Consider the following 19,477-nt stretch of genomic DNA (forward strand, 5'->3'; position numbering starts at 1 on the left):
ATGGCAACTAAAGAGCAACTCTCGGCCCTGATGGACGGTGATTTGAGCGATGTTGAGGTTCTGAACGAGCTGGGAACGGATCCGGCTCTGCAAGACACCTGGTCTCGTTACCACCTGATCGGTGATGCCATGCGGGGGGACCTGCCGGTCAATCTGCAACTGGATCTGAGCGACAGCATCATGGCTGCGCTGGAAGATGAACCCACCATCCTGGCGCCCAAGCCGGTGGAGAGCAAACCTGCCGCACCGCAGCCGGGTACCGCCAAGGTCGTGCCGTTTCTGCGTCGTGCCGGCCAGCAGGTGGGGCAATACGCCATCGCCGCCTCGGTCGCTGCCGCCGTCATCTTCGGGGTGCAGCAGTATCAGGGGCAGGATGGTTTGCCGACCAATCCGGTACTCAACACTATCCCCATTGGTGGCAGTGCCTCGCCGGTGAGCGTGCACTACCCGCAGGATGGCAACCGGGCCACTGCCCGTCAGCAAGGGCTGAGCGAGCAGCAGATGCAGGAGCAGCGCGAGCGCATCAATGCTTTCCTGCGTGACCACCAGTTGCAACAGCGTCTGCTGCAAGACAAGCAGATTCAGGAATAACGGATTTAGGGATCAGAACGTGCGCCAGTCCAGCCGTATTTTGCTGGCCTCTCTCCTGCTGATCAGTGCCAAGGCCTCGGCCGACGACAAGTCGGCCGAGGCCTTGTTGCAGCAGATGCAGAGTGCCGTCTCGCAACAGAATTTTGAATTGTCCATGGTCAAGGCCCGGCAGGGGCGCCTCGAACCCATCCGCTTCAGCCACGGCGTGATCGATGGCAAGGAGGTGGCCCACCTCAGCTATCTCGATGGCAAGACCATCGAGTATCTGCAGCGCCAGGATGAGTACACCTTCTTCGAAAATACCCACGAACCCTACACCCTCAAGGGCGCCCGCTTCCCCGGTGTGTGGGCGAGCCTGGTCAGGATGCCGCTGCCACGGGTGCTGGAGAGCTATGACCCCGTGCTGGCCGGCCGCAGCCGGGCGGCCGGGTTGGTGGCTCAGGTCGTGCGGCTGGTACCCAAAGAGGCCGACAAATACGGCTTCGTGCTCTGGATCGACGAGCAGAGCCACCTGCTGGTGCGGGTGGACATGGTGGATCGGGAGGGCAATCTGGTGGAACAGGTGCTGGGGGTGGATCTGGACAGGCTGCCTGCCCCGGCGCCCTGGCTGGTGAAGCTGGCTGGCAGCAAGCTGCCTCAGGCGTTGGCACTGGAAGACGCCTACCCGGCGCCACAGCAGCAGCTGAACTGGCACCTGACCTGGTTGCCGGAGGGGTTCAAGGTGCTCTCGCGGGATCGGCATCAGCTGGTCACCACGAGCCTGCCGGTGGATTACATGATGCTCTCCGACGGACTGGTGGATCTCTCAGTCTACGTTGCCCGGGTCGACCCCAAGCAGGCGGTGCGCCAGCAGTTGATCCGCCAGGGGGCTACTTCGCTGGTGAGCTATGTCAATGACGTGGGGGTCGAGATCACTGTGGTGGGGGAAGTGCCGGCAGACACCGCGAAACGCATCGCCGAGTCGGTGCAACCGCTGGCCCGCAACGAGACCGTCCAGTAGCTGCCGATGCACTGTTGCTTGCCCAATCCAGACAGTCATGTTCAGATTGGGTCAATCTCTGTCTAGTTAATGTGGAACCGTCTTGTGAGTGGAATGAGCGAAGAGCTGGCAACCGTAGTGGCCATTGATGGACAACATGCCTGGGTGGAGTGCGAACGGCGCTCCGCCTGCAGCGGTTGTCATCAACAGTCCAACTGCGGCACCGGCACGGTAGCCAAGGCGTTTCCGTTGCAGGCGCAGCGGCTGCGGGTGGCGCTCACCATCGAGGTGAGCGTCGGTCAGCAAGTGAGGCTCGGCATCCCCCAGGCGAGCATTCTGCAGGGGGCTGCGCTGGTCTACGTGCTGCCGTTGTTCTGTCTGCTGGCGGGAGCCCTGCTGGGGCAACTCTGGCTGGCTCCCTTGCTGTCGGCCGGGGAGGGGGTCACCATCCTCAGTTGCCTGCTGGGCGGCCTTATCGGATTTTCACTGGTTCGTTACTTTTCCAACCGGCTCGATCAGGGGGCTTATGGTCCCCGCATGCTGGGTGTGGTCCTGCCCACCCGCCACCTCTCCTGACACTGTCCAGGCCTGTATTTCTGGTGCTTCGTCGACTAAAGATTGGCCGTCGACCGGGTTATCCAGTAAAATCCTGCCTCCATATCCGGCCCTAACCTAATTTTGAGTGATTCTTGCTCGATGAAACACATTCGTAACTTTTCGATTATTGCGCACATCGACCACGGTAAATCGACCCTGTCGGACCGTCTGATCCAGACTTGTGGCGGCCTGTCCGACCGCGAGATGCAGGCTCAGGTGCTTGACTCCATGGACCTGGAGCGCGAGCGCGGCATTACCATCAAAGCACAGAGTGTGACCCTGAACTACCAGGCACAAGACGGTAACACCTACCAGCTGAACTTTATCGACACCCCTGGCCACGTGGATTTCTCCTACGAGGTCTCCCGCTCGTTGGCGGCCTGTGAAGGGGCGCTGCTGGTGGTGGATGCCGGCCAGGGGGTTGAGGCACAGACTCTGGCCAACTGCTATACCGCCATGGAAATGGATCTGGAAGTGGTGCCAGTGCTGAACAAGATCGACCTGCCGGCCGCAGAACCCGAGCGGGTTGCAGAAGAGATCGAAGACATCGTCGGTATCGACGCGGTCGATGCAGTGCGCTGCTCCGCCAAGACCGGACTGGGTGTTGACTTGGTGCTGGAAGAGATCGTGGCCCGGATCCCGGCACCGGAAGGTGATCCGGATGCGCCGCTGCAGGCGCTGATCATCGACTCCTGGTTCGACTCCTATCTGGGCGTCGTGTCGCTGGTACGGATCAAGAACGGTTCGCTGAAGAAGAACGACAAGATCAAGGTGATGAGCACCGGTCAGGTGTGGGGTGTCGATCGTATCGGTATCTTCACGCCCAAGCAGGTGGATACCATGGGGCTGGGTTGCGGCGAGGTAGGTTGGGTTGTCTGCGGTATCAAGGACATCCACGGCGCGCCGGTGGGCGATACCCTGACCCAGGCCAAGAACGGTGCCGAGAAGGCGCTAGCTGGCTTCAAGAAGGTGAAGCCGCAGGTGTATGCGGGCCTGTTCCCCATCTCCAGCGATGACTACGAGTCGTTCCGCGACGCCCTCGACAAGCTCTCCCTGAACGATGCCTCCCTGTTCTTCGAACCGGAGAGCTCCACCGCGCTGGGCTTCGGCTTCCGCTGCGGCTTCCTCGGCATGCTGCACATGGAGATCATCCAGGAGCGGCTGGAGCGTGAGTACGATCTGGATCTCATCACCACGGCGCCGACCGTGGTCTACGAGATCGAGCTGACCGACGGTACCACCATCCACATCGACAGCCCGGCCCAGATGCCCGCTATCACCAGCATCAAGGAGATGCGCGAGCCGATCGCCGAGTGCCACATCCTGCTGCCGCAGGAGTACATGGGCAACGTGATCACCCTCTGTATCGAGAAGCGCGGTGTGCAGACCAACATGGTCTACCACGGCAAGCAGGTGGCGTTGACCTACGAGATCCCGATGGCGGAAGTGGTGCTCGACTTCTTCGACCGCCTGAAGTCCACCAGCCGCGGCTATGCCTCGCTGGACTACGGCTTCAAGCGCTTCGAGACCTCCGACATGGTCCGTCTGGACATCATGATCAACGGTGAACGGGTCGACGCCCTGGCCATCATCACCCACAAGGAGAACGCCCAGTACCGCGGTCGCCAGGTGGTGGAGAAGATGCGCGAGCTGATCCCGCGCCAGATGTTCGACATTGCCATTCAGGCTGCCATCGGCAACCAGATCATCGCTCGCAGTACCGTCAAGGCGCTGCGCAAGGACGTGACCGCCAAGTGTTACGGCGGTGACGTGAGCCGGAAGAAGAAGCTGCTGAACAAGCAGAAAGAAGGTAAGAAGCGGATGAAGTCTCTGGGCCGTGTCGACGTGCCGCAGGAAGCTTTCCTCGCAATTCTCCACGTCGGAAAGGACTAATAGATGGCAAGCACGTTTTCCCTGATCCTGGTGGTGGTCTGCGCGATCACCGGTGTTATCTGGTGTCTGGACAAGATGATCTGGTCCAAGCAGCGGGCCGCCAAGATTGCCGTGGCCCGTGCCCACGGCGGCGCCCATCTGGACGAGAAAACCCTGGCCAAGGTGGCGCCGGTGCCGGTCTGGATCGAGCAGACCGCCGGGGTATTCCCGGTCATCACGCTGGTATTGATCCTGCGCTCCTTCATCTTTGAACCGTTCCAGATCCCGTCGGGCTCCATGATGCCCACCCTGCTGGTGGGCGACTTCATCCTGGTGGAGAAGTTTGCCTATGGCCTCAAGGATCCGGTGACCAACACCAAGTTCCTCGAGACCGGTGAGCCCAAACGCGGCGACGTGGTGGTGTTCAAGTATCCGCTGGATACCCGGGTGGACTACATCAAGCGCGTAGTCGGCATGCCGGGGGATCGGGTCATCTATCGCAACAAGGAGCTGATGATCCGGCCCAAGTGCGATGAGCAGGAAGGGAAAACGTGCCCGGGCTTCCAGAAGCTCGACGTCAAGTTTGAACAAAGGGGTGAATTTACCCAGATGGGGATCCCGCTTGACCGCTATACCGAGCAGCTGGGCGAGGTGTCTCACGAGACCCTGCGCAACCCGCTGATGCCCGATATGGTCGGCCGTTACTACCGCCAGCCCGGCACCTACCCAGACGAATGGGTGGTGCCGGAAGGCCAGTACTTCGTGATGGGTGACAACCGTGACAACAGTACCGACAGTCGTTTCTGGGGCTTCGTGCCCGAGCAGAACCTGGTCGGCAAGGCGGTCGCTATCTGGATAAGTTTTGAATTCGAGCGCGAAGAAGGCTCCCTGCTGCCAAGCTGGGTACCGACAGGGGTGCGCTTCAACCGCATTGGCGGAATCAAGTAAATGAATATCAAGATGAACAGACTGCAGTCCCGTCTCGGGCATGTCTTTCAGGATCAAGAACTGCTGACCCGGGCGCTGACTCACCGCAGCGCCGGCTCCCGTCACAACGAGCGACTGGAATTCCTGGGTGACTCCATTTTAAGTCTGGTGATTGCCGATGATCTCTTCCACCGCTTCCCGCAGGCGGCGGAAGGGGATCTCAGCCGCATGCGCGCCACCCTGGTGCGCGAGAAGACCCTGGCCGAACTGGGCCGGGAGTTCGACCTCGGGGATCACCTGATCCTGGGACCGGGTGAGCTGAAAAGCGGCGGTTTTCGCCGTGAATCGATTCTGGCCGACACGGTCGAGGCGGTGATCGGTGCCGTCTATCTGGATACCAATCTTGAGACGGTACGGACACTGCTGCTGGGCTGGTACGCCAGCCGCCTGGACGAGATCAAGCCGGGCATAGAGCAGAAGGATCCCAAGACCCGTCTGCAAGAAATTCTGCAGGGAAGCCGCAAATCCCTGCCGACCTACACAGTGACCAACGTCAAGGGCGAAGCCCACAACCAGGAGTTCACCGTCCAGTGTGACGTGGAAGGCCTGGATGGTCCGCTGGTCGGGGTCGGCACCAGCCGTCGCAAGGCCGAACAGGCCGCTGCGCAGCAAGCATTGGAAAAACTGTCATGACAGATACCACTTACTGCGGCTTTGTCGCCATCGTGGGCCGCCCCAACGTGGGCAAGTCCACCCTGCTCAACAAGCTGCTTGGCCAGAAGGTCAGCATCACCTCGAAGAAGCCCCAGACCACCCGTCACCGGATTCTGGGGATCGACACCGAGGATAACTACCAGACCATCTATGTCGACACGCCGGGTCTGCACATCGAAGAGAAACGGGCCATCAACCGCCTGATGAACCGCGCCGCCACCAGTTCGCTGGGGGATGTGGCCATGGTGGTGTTCATGGTCGATGGTACCCATTGGACCAAAGATGACGAGATGGTGCTCGGTAAGCTGCGCCACCTCAAGTGCCCGGTGGTGCTGGCGGTCAACAAGATCGACAACGTCAAAGAGAAAGAGGATCTGCTGCCGCACCTCGAGTGGCTGGGTCAGCAGATGAACTTCGCCCACATCCTGCCCATCAGTGCCGAGAAGGGCACCAACGTGGAGAAGATCCGCGAGTGGGCCAAGGATCTGCTGCCGGAAAACGTCCACTTCTTCCCGGAAGACTACGTGACCGACCGCTCCTCCCGCTTCATGGCCTCCGAGATCATCCGCGAGAAGCTGATGCGCTTCACCGGTGAGGAGCTGCCCTACTCGGTGACGGTGGAGATTGAGCGCTTCAAGGTGGAAGAGAACGGTCTCTACCATATCCATGGCCTCATTCTGGTGGAGCGCGATGGCCAGAAGAAGATGGTCATCGGCAACAAGGGTGAGAAGATCAAGACCATCGGCACCGAGGCGCGCCTCGACATGGAGCGGCTGTTCCAGAACAAGGTGCACCTGGAGCTGTGGGTCAAGGTCAAATCCGGTTGGGCTGACGACGAGCGCGCCCTGCGCAGTCTCGGCTACGGTGACGACTGATTGCTGACCCCGGCTTTCGTCATCCACAGTCGGCCCTATCGGGAGACCAGTCAGCTGGTCGAGGTTTTCACCCAGGATAGTGGCCGTTTTACTCTGGTGGCTCGCGGTTCCCGCGGGCCACGCTCGCCTCTGAAGGGGCTGTTGCAACCCTTCACCCTGCTCACCATCGCCTGGCGCGGCAAGGGCGATCTCAAGAATCTCACCCAGGTCGAGTGCCCGGATCACTCCCTGCGGCTCGGCGGCGATCGCCTCTTCTACGGCCTCTATCTCAACGAGCTGGTCTACTACCTGCTGGAAGCCCACACCCCCTTCCCCGAAGTGTTTGACGCCTATGCCCGCGCCATCATGGCGCTGGCCGACGGCGAGACGCCGGAGCTGCCGCTGCGCCGCTTCGAATTCCTGCTGCTGCAGGCGCTCGGCTACGCGGTGGACTTCGAATATGCCGCCGACGACGAGTCGCCGATCCAGCCCGAGTTGCTGTACGGCTTCGAGCGTGAATTGGGCTTTGTCGCTTGCGAGCGGGCGCCGGATCCCCGTACCCTGTTTCTCGGCGCGCACCTGCTGGCTTTTGCCGAGGGGCGCTTCGACAGTCCGCCCCTGCTGCAGGCGGCCAAGCGTTTCAGCCGGCTGGCGCTGCAGCCCTATCTGGGGCGGCGCCAGTTGAAGAGCCGGGAGCTGTTTTTAAAACGCCGTAATAGCCTGGGTTAACCGCACAGCGGCGTTACCCGACACGGCAAGAATGTTACCTAGGTCCGATTACGCTGCGCTAATCGAACCTACGAACTGCCACACACGTGACATATGGATATCGGCGCTGGCGCCAAGGCGGCAGTTGCACAGTTAACAGCGAAGAGTTTCAAGGAGTCCTCAATGAGTGAAATCTATCTGGGTGTGAACATCGATCACATCGCCACCCTGCGCAACGCCCGCGGCACCCAGTATCCGGATCCGGTGCAGGCCGCCTTCGTGGCCGAGCAGGCCGGTGCCGATGGCATCACTGTGCACCTGCGCGAAGATCGCCGCCATATCACCGACCGTGACGTGGAGATCCTGCGCCAGACCATCCAGACCAGAATGAACCTGGAGATGGCGGTGACCGAAGAGATGATCGACATCGCCTGCCGCATCCAGCCCCACTTCGTCTGCCTGGTGCCGGAGAAGCGCACCGAGGTGACCACCGAGGGGGGTCTGGACGTGGCCGGCCAGCTGGACAAGGTGACTGATGCGGTGGCCCGTCTTGCGGCTGTCGGCGCTCAGGTATCCCTCTTCATCGATGCGGATCCGCAGCAGATCGATGCCGCCGCCGAGAGTGGCGCCCCCTTCATCGAGATCCACACCGGCCGTTACGCCGATGCCACCACGGATGCCGAGCGCAACGCCGAGTTCAAGCGCATCGCCGCCGGTGCCTCCTATGCCGCCGGCAAGGGTTTGAAGGTCAATGCCGGCCACGGCCTGCACTACCACAACGTCAAGGCCATCGCCGCCATCCCCGAGCTTTATGAGCTCAACATCGGTCACGCCATCATCGGCCGTGCCGCCTTCGACGGTCTGGCCAAGGCGGTCAGCGACATGCGCCTGCTGATGCAGGAAGCCCGTCAGGGGATCTGATCTGTCGGCAGGGGCTGAGCCCCGCGGCACGAAGAGAAAAGGGACGCCGCGGCGTCCCTTTTTGTCAGGTCAAACTTGGTCTGGGTCAGGACTTTTTCGCAGCAGCGGGTTTGGCTCCTGCCGGGGTCAGCTCCAGGGTGATCAGCTCCAGCGGCGCCAGGGTGATGAGGCGGGGGGCATCGAGGGTGGCCGGCACGCTGGCATTGCTGCCGTAGCGCGGCTGCACCGCGAAGCGGGTGGCCTCGCCCGCCGGGATCTCCAGCTGGCGCTGAGGCTCCAGCAGGAATGTCTGCGGCTGGCTGGAGGGATTGCGCAGGGTGATGAAGGCGCGGCTCGGACTCCAGGCCGCCCAGCCATACACCGCCAGCAGGGTGGGGTCGCCGCCGATCCAGTGGCTGTCGAACAGCACGGCCTGGTTCTGCTGTGACCAGAGGGCGGCCTTGGCCAGCAGGTCCCAGTTCTGGCCGCTCAGCAGTTCCGGCGTGAGATAGAGCTCCTGCAACTGGGTGCCGGTAGCGAAGTAGCTCCAGGCCTGATCGGCGAAGTCTTGCGGTGACTGCCGATCCAGATGCTTGGCCTGTTTGGCATAGACCAGCCCGTGCAGCATCAGGGAGTTGAGCGGGAACAGGGGGCCGTTCTTGACGATGGAGCGATAGGTCTCGGCATCCCGGTAGGTGATCCACTGCTGCACCCTGGAGCCGGGTCCGTAGAAGTTGATGTCATCGCCGCCGCGCCAGATGGAGTCGGCAAAGAACAGCCAGGCGGGGGAGGCGGTGGTGCCGGTGGTTAGGTTGATGAACACCTTCGGATTGGCGGCCCGCGCATCCGCGATCAGGTGGATGGCGGCATCGAAGTCGCTGGTGAAGCGGCTCCCCTCGATCAGCTTGTCCGCATTGCCGGTCCCGTCGAACTTGAAGTGGCTGACCCCCTGATCCTTGATGAGCGACATCACCTTCTGGTGGAAGTTCTGGTAGTAGACCGGGCCGGAGAGGGCGAACTTGCCATCGCTCAGCTCATAGCCGAACTCGGCGGCATGGGAGACCCGCTCATCCCTTGGCTTGTTGTAGCCACCCCAGGGGGAGAGCCAGATCCCGAGCTGGGCATGGTAGCGTTCGGCCGCGCGCTTGAGCTTGCTGAAGCCGTTGGGGAAATCCTTGCTGAAACCCCAGTTGCCCAGTCGATCGTCCCAGCCGTCGTCAAACAGAAAGCCGTTCATGGGCACGCCGCGCCGGCTGATCAGCGCCTCGCCGAACTGATCGATGCGCTTGAGTGCCTCGGCCTCCGTGTAGGGATTGAAGAAGCCGATGTCGAGCCAGGAGTTGTAATGCAGATAAGGAGCGTAGGGGCGATCGCGGGCCTCGTTGAGAAAGCGGTTGAAGTCGCGCCTGAGCTGACCCTCGCCAAAGGTGCCGACAGAGGTGCGATAGCTGAGGGGCTTGCCCTGGGCGAGCGGCAGCTTGAGCGGGATCAGCTGGCTGACGCCACCCTCGTAGGCCCGGGTATTGACCAGCGGATTCTGGGGGGTAATGAAGAAGCTGTCGCTGACGATGGGCGAGCTGTTGATGGCGCCATAGACAAACGGCGCCTGGGAGTGGAAGGGAAGCATGGAGAAGCCGTTGATCTTTTTGCCGTTCTTGAGGGTGTCGAGGGCAAAGTCGATGCTGGCGTAGCGCTTGTCCCGGCCCAGCCGGATGGCGCTTTTGACCACGAAGTCGGCATTTTCCAACGCCATCTCGATCCGGTCATCGCTCTTGGTGAATGTGGTGACCTTGAAGTCGGCGGAGGGGGTCAGCCGATCATCCGTCCCCTTGATGTCGAACAGGTTGTCAGAGCGAATGAGATCGCCGTTGGCGGTATTGGTGAAGGTCAGCTCCCGGAACTTGCCGGCATCGGTCTCGACCTTGATACGGTACTGGTCACCCTCCAGCGACAGGGTTTCGGCCTGGGCGAAGGGGGTTAGCATGAGCAGCAGCGTCATGGCGGTACGTGCGTACATGGTTGTCTCCACATGTTGATGTGAGTGAGGTGTGAGTCGGCAGAACCTCGCCTGTGATACCGGGATGGAGGCAGGCCCGCCGCAGCGGGCCCGTCTCGGGGATTACAGCTTGCCGTCGCTCATGCACATGCGGATCTTGGCGGCGACCACCTCCTCCATGGCGGCCATGGCGGGTACCAGATACTGGCGCGGGTCGCTGGCGTCGGGGTGGGAGGCCAGGAACGCCTTCATGGCGTCGGAGAAGGCGATCTTGAGCTCGGTGGCCACGTTGACCTTGCACACCCCGAGCTCGATGCAGCGGCGCACGTCACGGTCGGGAATGCCGGAGGCACCGTGCAGCACCAGCGGCACCGCTACCCTGGCCCGGATGGCGGCGAGGCGCTCGAAGTCGAGACGCGGCTCCTCCTTGTAGAGGCCGTGGGCGGTGCCGATGGCGACGGCCAGGGAGTCGATGCCGGTGCGTGCCACGAACTCGGCCGCCTTGTCCGGGTCGGTCAGATGGGCGTTGGCGGTGTCCACGATGAGGTCATCCTCCTGGCCGCCTAGCTGGCCCAGCTCGGCCTCCACGCTTGCCCCCAGGCGGTGGCAGAAGGTGACGACCCGCTGCACCTTGGCGACGTTCTCCTCGAACGAGAGGTGGGAAGCGTCGATCATGGCGGAGTGGATGCCGGCCTCGATCTTGTAGTGGATATCCTGCTCGTCCTCGTGGTGGTCCAGATGCAGTACCAGTGGAATGCGGTACTGGTGGGCAGCCGAGGCGCAAATGGAGACCAGGTACTCGACCCCCGCGTGGCGGTAGGTGCCCGGCGTAGCGGCCAGGATCACCGGGGAGTTCAGCTTGGCGGCGGTGCGGGCCACCACCTCGACGGTCTCCAGGTTGTGGATGTTGAAGGCGGGCACCGCATAGCCGCGGCGCTGGGCATCTTTAAGCATTTCGTGGGACGAGATCAGATACATGAGGACTCCTTGGCACCCTGGCGGGCTCCAGCTTCAGGGAAAGAGAGCGGGGTTGGGGCGGGGAGGATCTCCCGGCCAGCCACCCAGATGTGTTGTTGATTGAGTTCCGAGGTCAGGGCGAGCAGGTTGGCCTGCTTGCCGACGGCCAGCGAGCCGAGGCAATGTTCCATCCCCAGCATCCGGGCCGGTGCCAGCGAAGCCATGGGGATGGCCTCCTCCAGCGGTACGCCGGCCAGCTGCACCATGTTGCGCACGGCGCCGAGCAGGGTGAGGGTGCTGCCCGCCAGGCCGCCGGTGTCGGTGCGCACCACCCCGCCCTTCATCTCCACCCGGTAGTCGCCGAGCAGGTAGTGGCCGTCCGGCATGCCGGCGGCGCGCATGGCATCCGTGATGAGCAGCAGGCGATCCCTGGCGCAGCAGTGACAGAGCCTGAGCACGCTCGGATGGACATGGTGGCCGTCGGCGATGAGCTCCAGCCAGGCATCGGGATACACCAGCCCCGCGCCGACCATGCCGGGTTCTCTGTGGTGCAGGCCGCGCATGCCGTTGAAGCAGTGCACCAGCCCGGAGGCCCCCGCCGCCAACGCCGCCATGGTGGTGTCGTGGTCGGCGGCGGAGTGACCCAGCATCACCCGGATGCCGGCCTGCTTGAGATGACGGATGGCGGCCAGCGCCCCGGTTTTCTCGGGGGCGAGGGCGACCACCTTCAGGGTGCCTCGCGCCACCTGTTGCAGCCGGTCGAGCTCCGCCAGGTCCAGCTCCCGGAACAGGGCCGGGTCATGGGCCCCCTTGTTGTCCGGGGTGAAGTAGGGCCCCTCCAGATAGCTGCCGAGCAGCTGTGCGCCCGGCAGGGGGCTGGCCATGGCATCGGCAATGCGACCGAGGGTGCTGAGGATGGCGGGCAGCGGGGCGGTGACCGTGGTGGCGAGGAAGGCGCCCACCCCTTCTGCCGCCTTGGCAAGGGAGAGGTGGGCCAGGGCGTCGGCCGCCTCGTCCATCACGTCGACGCCGGCCCCGCCGTGGACGTGGCCATCGATGAGGGCAGGCACCAGCAGCTCGACCTCCCGCACCGGGTCGTCGGCCGGGATGGGGTCGATGGCGGTGATGACGCCCCCTTCATGGGTCAGTACCTGATGTTCCTGCCAGCCCTGCTCGGTCAGCAGGCGGTGGGCGCGGATCCGCTCTGCCATCTAGATTCCCTCCTCGGCCAGCGTCTCGGCCCGCTCGCGCGCCAGCTCGTCCACTAGGCTGGTGAGGCCGCGATGACCGCAGCACAGTGCCTGTTCACGAAACTGGGACGGGGTCAGCTCGCCGCGCTCCATCACCATCTCCAGCAGTAGCTGCAGATTGGTGCCGGTGACCACCTCCCGCCCGGGTTGGCGCAGTGCCAGGGTGGAGGCGACCCGAAACGGGGTTCCCCCCAGCAGGTCGGTCAGAAAGACCACGCCATCCCCTCGTTCCACCTGAGTCAGGGCGGTTTCGCACTGATCCTGCAGCAGGGCCGTGGTGGAGGACTCGGGAAAGTCGATGGCGACCACCGCCTCCTGCTCGCCGAGGATCTGCAACATGGCCTGTTCCATGCCGCTGGCGAAGCCGCCGTGTCCGCAAATGATGATGCCCAACATAATCTGTTCCTTTACAGCAAAGGGCCGGCCTGGTGCCGGCACCGGATTAGAGGAAGCCTGCAAACTTGCCGACGATGCCGAGCACGACCGTGATGACGATGAGGCGCAGCGGGCTCCAGCCGCGGCGGATCAGCCCATACATGGCCAGGGTGTAGAGCAGCGGCAGGAAGGCCGGCATCAGCTTGTCGAGCACGTCTGCCTGCAGCTTCACCACGGCATCACCGGCGGTGATCTCCAGAGTGGTGCCGAGCCGCACATAGGTGGCGACCAGGGCGCCGATCACCGTCATGCCGACGATGGAGGCGGCATGACCCACCTTGCGGGTGTTGGCCTTGATGAGCGGAATGGCGGCCACCCCCATGCGATAGGCGTAGTGCGCCAGCCCGAAGCGCAGGCCAAAGTGCACCAGGTTGAACAGCAGGAAGAAGACCACAGCCCCCATGATGGAACCCTGCAGGGCAAGATCTGCCCCGATGCCGCCGCAGATGGGCAGCAGGGTGAGCCAGAACATGGCATCGCCGATCCCGCCGAGCGGGGCACCGACCGCGATCTTGGTGCTCTGGATGCTGTTGACGTTCTGCTTGGAGCGCTCCATCGCCAGCACTATCCCCATCACGAAGGTGACCAGGAAGGGGTGGGTGTTGAAGAAGCCCATGTGGCCCTTCATTGCCCGGGAGAGATCCTTGGGATTGGTGTGGATCTTCTGCAGGGCTGGCAGCAGGCCGTAGAGCCAGCCGGAGGCCTGCATCCGCTCGTAGTTGAAGGAGGCCTGCAGCAGCAGGGATCGCCAGGCGAAGCGGTTGATGTCCTGGCGAGTCAGCTCGGCCCCCAGTTGTTGATCTTCGTAGACGTCGTCGGAGACGGCGCGGGTCGGTTGCGGCTCGGCCGCCTGGGCCAGCCGGGTGGCTGTGTTGTTAGATGCCATCTTCAGTTTCCTCCTGGATGGGGCGGGCTTGTGGCGCCGGGTCCTTGCGCATGAAATCGATCAGAGCCATGGCCAGGGCGGCCGCGGCGATGGCCAGCACCGGCAGCTTGAGCCAGGCGGCGGCGACGAAACCGAGGATGAAGTAGGGGATGTAGACATTCTTCATCATGATCTTGAGCAGCACGGCGAAGCCGATGGCGGGCATGATGCCGCCGGCGACGCCGAGGCCGTCAATGAGACGGGCGGGCAGCACGTCGATGGCGGTCTTGGCGTGTTCGGCCCCGAAGTAGGTGGGCAGGAAGGCGCACAGGAAGTAGAAGGAACCGAGCGCCAGCAGCGCCAGGTAGTTGACCCGCTCGATGCCGCGCACATCCCCCTGTTCCGCCATCCGGTCACAACGGGACATGACCCCCGACATCACCGAGAAGAGGAAGGTGATCCCCATCTGGACCGCCACCGCGAACGGTACCGCGACCCCGACCGCCACATCCGGCTTGACCCCGGTGGTGATGGCGAAGGTGGCGCCGACTATGGTGCCGATGATGACGTTGGGCGGCTGGGCGCCTGCCAGCGGGGCCAGCCCCATCCAGACCAGCTCGAGAGTACCGCCCACCAGAATGCCGGTGGGCAGGTCGCCGAGGACCAGGCCCACCAGCGGGCCCAGTACCACGGGCCGGTGGAAGTGGGTCAGGCCGTTGAACAGGTCAAGCCCGGCGAAGAACGCCAGCATGCCCAGCAAGAGCCCTTGCAACAAACTGATTTCCATCACAATTGTCCTTAATCAGATGAGGTTGAAAATGTCCTGTGCCGGTTCGGTCGGCACCCCCTGGACAAAGCAGGCGACGTGGGCGTCCTGCAGGGCGCGAAACGCCGCTATGTCCGACTCGTCCACCGATACCGTCTTGTGGATCTGACGCTTGCCGTCGGCGTAGTGCATGTTGCCGACGTTGATGCGGGGGATGGGCACCCCGCCCTCCACCAAGGTGCGAAAGTCCGCCGGACTCTTGCACACCAGCAGGATCTTCTGGCGATCGGCGGCCTTGCCGATGTTGTCGATCACCTTCTGCAGCGGCCAGAAGCGCACTGCGATGCCCTCCGCCAGCACCATCTCCATCAGGTTCTGCTGGATAGGGTCCTCTGCGACTTCGTCGTTGGCTACCAGCACCAGATTGGCGCCGGCGAAGCCAACCCATTGCACGCCGACCTGACCGTGGATCAGGCGCTCGTCGATACGGCTCAGCACTATGTTCGGCATCAGACGCCTCCTTGCTGGTTGAACGGATAGATGTTGACCCCCTGTACGACCCGGTTGACCCGCCCGCTCGGGCAGGGATTGTCCGGGGTGATGCCCAGCACCAGCGCGGTGTGGAAGGCGTAGTACTGGGCGTAGAGCAGGTAGCAGAGCGCCAGCTCGGCGTCGTCACCGTTGAGGGGGGTTGGCAGGTAGATATGTTCGCCGGCGCTGATGAGCGGATCCGGCCGGTCGGCCAGGGCGACCACCCGGGCGGCATGGCCGTCCTGGCGCAGCTCGCCGAGCAGGTCCAGGTCGTACTGGCGGGTATAGGGATCGTTGGACACCATCAGCACGATCAGGGTCTGCCGATTGATGGCCGACTTGGGCCCGTGGCGAAAGCCGGTGGGGGAGTCGTACATGGCCATCACCTGGCCTGCGGTGAGCTCCAGCAGCTTGAGGGCCGCCTCCTGGGCCACCCCCTGCAGGCTGCCACTGCCAAGGTAGATGACCCGCTCCGGCAACGGCCGATCCCACTCGGGCACCTTCAGTTCGGCCTGGGGCAGGATGGCGTCCCCCAGCGCGATGAGCGGCTGGCTGGCGATCGGGTTGAACTGGCGCGGCAGGAACACCGCCAGGCAGCTCAGCATCATGCTGGTCAGGCTGCTGGTCATGGCAAAGCTGCGGTCGTGGGTCTGGGGCGGCATCAGCAGCGCCAGGGAGCGGGCATCCTTCTGGCAGCGGCGATAGAGCTCCCCCTCGCCGTTGCAGGTCAGCACCAGGTGATGGCACTCGCTCAGCAGCTGGCTGGCCAGCTCCACCGCCGCCACGCTCTCTGGGCTGTTGCCGGAGCGGGCGAAGGAGATGAGCAGGGTCGGGCAGTCCTGTGCCAGGTATTCGCCCGGATCGGTGACGATGTCGGTGGTGGCGATCGCCTCGAAACGGCCGTTGAGGCGGGCACTGAGATAGGGGGCGAGGGCGCGGCCGGCAAAGGCGGAGGTGCCGGCTCCGGTCAGGATCACCCGCAGGTTGCCCCGCGACAGCAGGGGCAGCAGGAAGCGCTCTATGGTGGCGCGGCACTCCTCCACCATGGTGAGGGTCTCCCGCCAGGTGGCGGGTTGCTGGTGAATTTCACGGGCGGTGGCCAGGCCGTTGGCCGACCGCAGCGTCTCTTCTGGATAACCAAGGATCATCTCTACAACTCCTTATACAACCGGGGTCAGCCGGGAGTGGCTGGCGGGGGCGGCGCTGCAGGCCGCCGCGTATTGGCGCAGCACCTCCTGCACCTGATCGAGAATGAGGTCGTGAACCCGGGGCGACAGCGTGCCCTGGCGCACCTTGCGGTATTGCAGCGGCAGGTGCTGGCTGAGCAGCGGCAGGGGAATGGGTTCGGCGGCCAGGTTGGCCAGCAGCCGGGCGTAACAGTCATCGACCCGGCTGTCGGGCCAGTAGTAGCGAATGCGATCGGAGTAGCTGTAGCCGCGGGCCAGCCGGCACTCGTTGGGGCTGCCCTGATAGTGGCTGCGCCAGAAGTCGGGGCGATCCAGCATGGTCTCTTCCAGCACCTGACGCAGGCCCGAGCAGGCCTTGGCCACCACCAGCTCCTCCTCGATGGCGGCAAGGGCAAACAGCGCCTCGCGCAGGGCAAAGGTGAGGGCCGGGCCGACCTTGAGGATGGCGAAGTGATCGCGCACCAGCTGGCGGTAGGCGTCCGGGGTCTGGTAATCGGTGGAGTGGGCCTCGAACACCAGATGGGGATAGGCCTCGATCATCCGGCTCAAGGGGGCGGCCCGCTCAGGGCGGTAGTCGATGACGTGGGTGTGGTCGAACTCCACACCGGGCTGCACCACCAGACCGATCACCCGCGGCCAGAGCTGGGCCAGTCCGGCCTGCTCGAAGGCCTGCTGGTGGGCGGCCAGGGTGTGGCGCGCCGCTTCCGGCGTGGTGACCGCCAGCTCGGCCAGCTCTTCGTGGGCGCCGCCCGGTACCGGCACTTCGGTGCCAATCACATAGACCAGGTCGCTGTGGCCAAACTGCCGGATGGCGGTCTGCTCGGCCACGTTTGCCAGCCGGGCGGCGCGCGCGGCCACCAGCTCGTCGGTCAGCGGCACCGGATCCCCCTGGCAGGACATGCTGCAGTCGAGGTGGATCTTCTTGAAGCCGGCCGCGACATAGCTGGCGATAAGATCTTCGGCGTGGACCATGGCCTGTGCGGCGGGCTCGCTCTGCCAGCGGTTGGGGCCGAGGTGATCCCCACCCAGTACCAGCCGCTGCACGGGAAAGCGGCACTCGGCGGCGAGCCGGTGCAGCAGGTCGCGAAAATCGGCCGGCGTCATGCCGGTGTAGCCGCCAAATTGATCCACCTGATTGGAGGTGGCCTCGACCAGCAGCAGCTGGTCCCCTTGCGCCGCCAGTCGCAGGGCCGCCTCCAGCACCAGCGGATGGGCGGAGCAGACGGCGTAGATCCCGACCTGCTCCCCCTGCTTGTGTTGTGCGACCAGATCCAGCATTGATTTCATTTCCCTCTTCCTCTTGGCCTGAACAAGATGCTTTGCTTTCGATTTCTTTCTTTACCCTAGGCGTACGGCGTTCGAAACGAAATAAAAGCGTGTTCACATCTTGAGCAAGATCACAAAAAGAAATGAATCGAAAGTGCTGTTGCTGTTTTAGGGAGTCTGACGGCACTTTTCAATTCAATGAAAGCTTGATTTGCCATCGAGGCTGAGTGTTAATAGGGAAACGTAACGAAGTGAAAGCTCTACTTTCACCACAGGACTCCGGCAGAGAGACTATGCAAATCACCGAAAAGAGCGTGCTCGGCACCAGCGAGCGACGGGAGCGCATCATTCAACAGCTGCGCAGCAATGGCAGCGTTCAGGTCAACGAGCTGGCCAGCCACTATCAGGTCTCCACCGTCACCATCCGCAACGATCTGGCATTTCTGGAGAAACAGGGGGTGGCGGTGCGCGCTTACGGCGGCGCCCTGTTGTGTGAATCCGGCCAGCCGGTGGCCGAGCGCACCATCGCCGACAAGAGCGTGCTCAACACCCCGGTCAAACAGCGCATCGGCGCCATGGCGGCGAGCCTGGTGCAGCCGGGCTGCCGCCTCATTCTCGACTCGGGTACCACCACCCTGGAGGTGGCACGCCACCTGCGCGATCACCAGGAGATAGTGGTGATGACCAACGGCATGAACGTGGCGAATGCCCTGCTGGAGGCGGAAGGGGTGGAGCTGCTGATGACGGGCGGCCACCTGCGCCGCAAGTCGCTCTCCTTCTACGGCGCCCAGGCGGATCTCTCCTTGCAGAACTATCACTTCGATCTGCTGTTTCTCGGGGTGGATGGCATCGATCTGGAGCGCGGCGTCAGCACCCATCATGAAGACGAAGCGCGCCTCAACCGCTGCATGTGCCACGTGGCCGAGCGGATCATCGTCGTGACCGACTCCAGCAAGTTTGGCCGGCTGAGCCTGCACAAGATCATCGATACCCGGCGCATCCACACTCTGATCACTGACGACGCCATCGCGGCCGAGACCCTGGCCGGTCTGCGTCAGGCCGGGATAGAGGTGCTGCTGGTGGAGGCCTGAGTCGGCACTCGACTGAGAATGTGAAAGAGGGACGCCGCGGCGTCCCTCTTTTGTGGTCGGGGGCAAAGCTCAGCGTTGCTCGGGAAAATAACGTTCCAGCAGGGCGGTCAGGATGGCCTGGCTCTCGGCATCCGGTTCACCGCTGACCAGGGCGGGCCGAAAGTGGAGCTGGAAGGCGCGCAGAGCGGCGCGGCTCTGCTCGTCCCAGTTGCCGCTTTGGGCGACGCCGTAGCCGTAGCGGGCCAGTCGTTGCTGCCAGCCGAGGGCATCCCAGGCCGGTGCCGGCTGCTGGCGCAATTCGGCCAGCCGTGTTTCGTCGGGCCAGGCTCCCACCCCGTAGTGCAGGGCCAGTTCGCGCCAGGGGAAGTGGGGGCCGGGATCCTGCTTGCGCTCGGGGGCGACATCGCTGTGAGCCAGCACCTGGGTGGGGGGGATCTGGTAGCGCTCGACCAGCTTGCGGGTGAGGGCACCGAGGGCGGCTATCTGTGCCTGGGTGTAGGGCTGCCAGCGACGCTGGTGGGCGGGCAGCAGCTCGTCTTGTGGCGGGTAGCCGAGATTGACGATCTCGATGCCGAGCGAGCTGGCGTTGAGCCCCGCATATTGATGCCAGCGACTGCGGCCGGCATGCCAGGCGCGCTGGCTGTCGGGCACCAGCTGGTAGACCGGCAGCGGCCGCTCATCGGTATCGCGCGGGATCAGGTAGTGGGCGCTCACCTGATGGGCCGGCTCGGTCAGCAGGCGCAGGGAGTGGCCATCGTCTTCGTCCGTGTAGTGCAGGATCAGAAAGGCGATGCGCTCGTTCTGGCTGGCGCTCTGATAGTCGTTGTTGAGCCGATAGGGGGCGGGCTGACAGGCGCAGAGCAGCAGGGCGAGGCAGAGCGCAAACCCGTGGCGAGGAGTGCCCGGGAGGTGAATTCCCAGTTGCCATGGCCGGCGCCACCCACCGGCCGCCTGCTGGCGGGATGACGGTGAGTGCAGACGCCGGCCCATG

General features: G+C 63.7%; 20 protein-coding genes. 10 read left to right on the forward strand and 10 right to left on the reverse strand.

Annotated elements, in window-relative coordinates; genetic code table 11:
• From AACQ43_RS20735 to pdxJ, 9 genes are all read left to right on the forward strand, one after another.
• Nucleotides 1-591, forward strand: a complete 591-nt coding sequence (locus AACQ43_RS20735) for an RseA family anti-sigma factor (RefSeq protein ID WP_146061325.1) — start codon at nucleotides 1-3, stop codon at nucleotides 589-591.
• Between the two features lie 19 nt (nucleotides 592-610).
• Nucleotides 611-1,591, forward strand: coding sequence for a MucB/RseB C-terminal domain-containing protein (locus AACQ43_RS20740; RefSeq protein WP_016349517.1), 981 nt, complete (start codon nucleotides 611-613; stop codon nucleotides 1,589-1,591).
• A gap of 93 nt (nucleotides 1,592-1,684) precedes the next feature.
• The gene (locus AACQ43_RS20745) at nucleotides 1,685-2,146 is read left to right on the forward strand and encodes a SoxR reducing system RseC family protein (protein WP_011704746.1); all 462 of its coding nucleotides are present in this window, start codon (nucleotides 1,685-1,687) and stop codon (nucleotides 2,144-2,146) included.
• Nucleotides 2,147-2,266: 120 nt separating this feature from the next.
• A complete protein-coding gene (gene lepA / locus AACQ43_RS20750) occupies nucleotides 2,267-4,060 on the forward strand; it encodes a translation elongation factor 4 (RefSeq protein WP_016349519.1) in 1,794 nt (597 codons plus the stop codon).
• 3 nt (nucleotides 4,061-4,063) lie between these two features.
• Nucleotides 4,064-4,987 carry a signal peptidase I gene (gene lepB / locus AACQ43_RS20755; RefSeq protein WP_016349520.1) on the forward strand — a complete coding sequence of 308 codons (924 nt, stop codon included), beginning with the start codon at nucleotides 4,064-4,066 and terminating at the stop codon, nucleotides 4,985-4,987.
• A complete protein-coding gene (rnc, locus tag AACQ43_RS20760; protein ID WP_011704749.1) occupies nucleotides 4,988-5,659 on the forward strand; it encodes a ribonuclease III in 672 nt (223 codons plus the stop codon).
• The gene (gene era, locus AACQ43_RS20765; protein WP_168968586.1) at nucleotides 5,656-6,555 is read left to right on the forward strand and encodes a GTPase Era; all 900 of its coding nucleotides are present in this window, start codon (nucleotides 5,656-5,658) and stop codon (nucleotides 6,553-6,555) included. Before rnc ends, era begins: the two co-directional genes overlap by 4 nt.
• Nucleotides 6,556-7,263 (forward strand): DNA repair protein RecO, encoded by a 708-nt coding sequence (gene recO / locus AACQ43_RS20770; protein WP_039214654.1) that lies wholly within the window; start codon nucleotides 6,556-6,558, stop codon nucleotides 7,261-7,263.
• A 162-nt stretch (nucleotides 7,264-7,425) separates the two neighbouring features.
• Complete coding sequence (gene pdxJ / locus AACQ43_RS20775; protein ID WP_168968587.1) at nucleotides 7,426-8,163, forward strand: pyridoxine 5'-phosphate synthase; 738 nt, start codon at nucleotides 7,426-7,428, stop codon at nucleotides 8,161-8,163.
• Between the two features lie 85 nt (nucleotides 8,164-8,248).
• On the opposite strand, the gene ast is transcribed toward pdxJ, so the two are convergent.
• From ast to kbaZ, 9 genes are all read right to left on the reverse strand, one after another.
• Nucleotides 8,249-10,159, reverse strand: coding sequence for a thermostable cytotonic enterotoxin Ast (gene ast / locus AACQ43_RS20780; protein ID WP_168968588.1), 1,911 nt, complete (start codon nucleotides 10,157-10,159; stop codon nucleotides 8,249-8,251).
• Nucleotides 10,160-10,261: 102 nt separating this feature from the next.
• Nucleotides 10,262-11,116: a tagatose bisphosphate family class II aldolase gene (locus tag AACQ43_RS20785; protein WP_168968589.1), complete on the reverse strand. Its 855-nt coding sequence runs from the start codon at nucleotides 11,114-11,116 to the stop codon at nucleotides 10,262-10,264.
• Nucleotides 11,107-12,306, reverse strand: a complete 1,200-nt coding sequence (gene nagA / locus AACQ43_RS20790) for an N-acetylglucosamine-6-phosphate deacetylase (protein WP_168968590.1) — start codon at nucleotides 12,304-12,306, stop codon at nucleotides 11,107-11,109. The genes AACQ43_RS20785 and nagA overlap by 10 nt, the downstream gene beginning before the upstream one ends.
• Nucleotides 12,307-12,741, reverse strand: coding sequence for a PTS galactosamine/N-acetylgalactosamine transporter subunit IIA (gene agaF, locus AACQ43_RS20795; RefSeq protein WP_010635027.1), 435 nt, complete (start codon nucleotides 12,739-12,741; stop codon nucleotides 12,307-12,309).
• A gap of 46 nt (nucleotides 12,742-12,787) precedes the next feature.
• Nucleotides 12,788-13,666, reverse strand: coding sequence for a PTS N-acetylgalactosamine transporter subunit IID (gene agaE, locus AACQ43_RS20800; RefSeq protein ID WP_017786470.1), 879 nt, complete (start codon nucleotides 13,664-13,666; stop codon nucleotides 12,788-12,790).
• Entirely contained in the window at nucleotides 13,656-14,432 is a 777-nt protein-coding gene (agaW, locus tag AACQ43_RS20805; protein ID WP_168968591.1) for a PTS N-acetylgalactosamine transporter subunit IIC, read from the reverse strand. Before agaW ends, agaE begins: the two co-directional genes overlap by 11 nt.
• Before the next feature lie 15 nt (nucleotides 14,433-14,447).
• On the reverse strand, nucleotides 14,448-14,921 hold the full coding sequence (gene agaV / locus AACQ43_RS20810; protein WP_005309404.1) for a PTS N-acetylgalactosamine transporter subunit IIB: 474 nt from the start codon (nucleotides 14,919-14,921) through the stop codon (nucleotides 14,448-14,450).
• The gene (locus tag AACQ43_RS20815) at nucleotides 14,921-16,090 is read right to left on the reverse strand and encodes an SIS domain-containing protein (protein ID WP_168968592.1); all 1,170 of its coding nucleotides are present in this window, start codon (nucleotides 16,088-16,090) and stop codon (nucleotides 14,921-14,923) included. Before AACQ43_RS20815 ends, agaV begins: the two co-directional genes overlap by 1 nt.
• A gap of 12 nt (nucleotides 16,091-16,102) precedes the next feature.
• Nucleotides 16,103-17,416: a tagatose-bisphosphate aldolase subunit KbaZ gene (gene kbaZ, locus AACQ43_RS20820; RefSeq protein WP_045527949.1), complete on the reverse strand. Its 1,314-nt coding sequence runs from the start codon at nucleotides 17,414-17,416 to the stop codon at nucleotides 16,103-16,105.
• A gap of 272 nt (nucleotides 17,417-17,688) precedes the next feature.
• On the opposite strand from kbaZ, the gene AACQ43_RS20825 reads away from it, so the two are divergent.
• Nucleotides 17,689-18,486 carry a DeoR family transcriptional regulator gene (locus AACQ43_RS20825; RefSeq protein WP_045527951.1) on the forward strand — a complete coding sequence of 266 codons (798 nt, stop codon included), beginning with the start codon at nucleotides 17,689-17,691 and terminating at the stop codon, nucleotides 18,484-18,486.
• Nucleotides 18,487-18,555: 69 nt separating this feature from the next.
• On the opposite strand, the gene AACQ43_RS20830 is transcribed toward AACQ43_RS20825, so the two are convergent.
• On the reverse strand, nucleotides 18,556-19,476 hold the full coding sequence (locus AACQ43_RS20830) for an N-acetylmuramoyl-L-alanine amidase (protein ID WP_168968593.1): 921 nt from the start codon (nucleotides 19,474-19,476) through the stop codon (nucleotides 18,556-18,558).
• Nucleotide 19,477: the final 1 nt, after the last annotated feature.

This window comes from Aeromonas sp. DNRA1 (assembly GCF_963888745.1).
Classification (GTDB): Bacteria; Pseudomonadota; Gammaproteobacteria; order Enterobacterales; family Aeromonadaceae; genus Aeromonas; species Aeromonas hydrophila.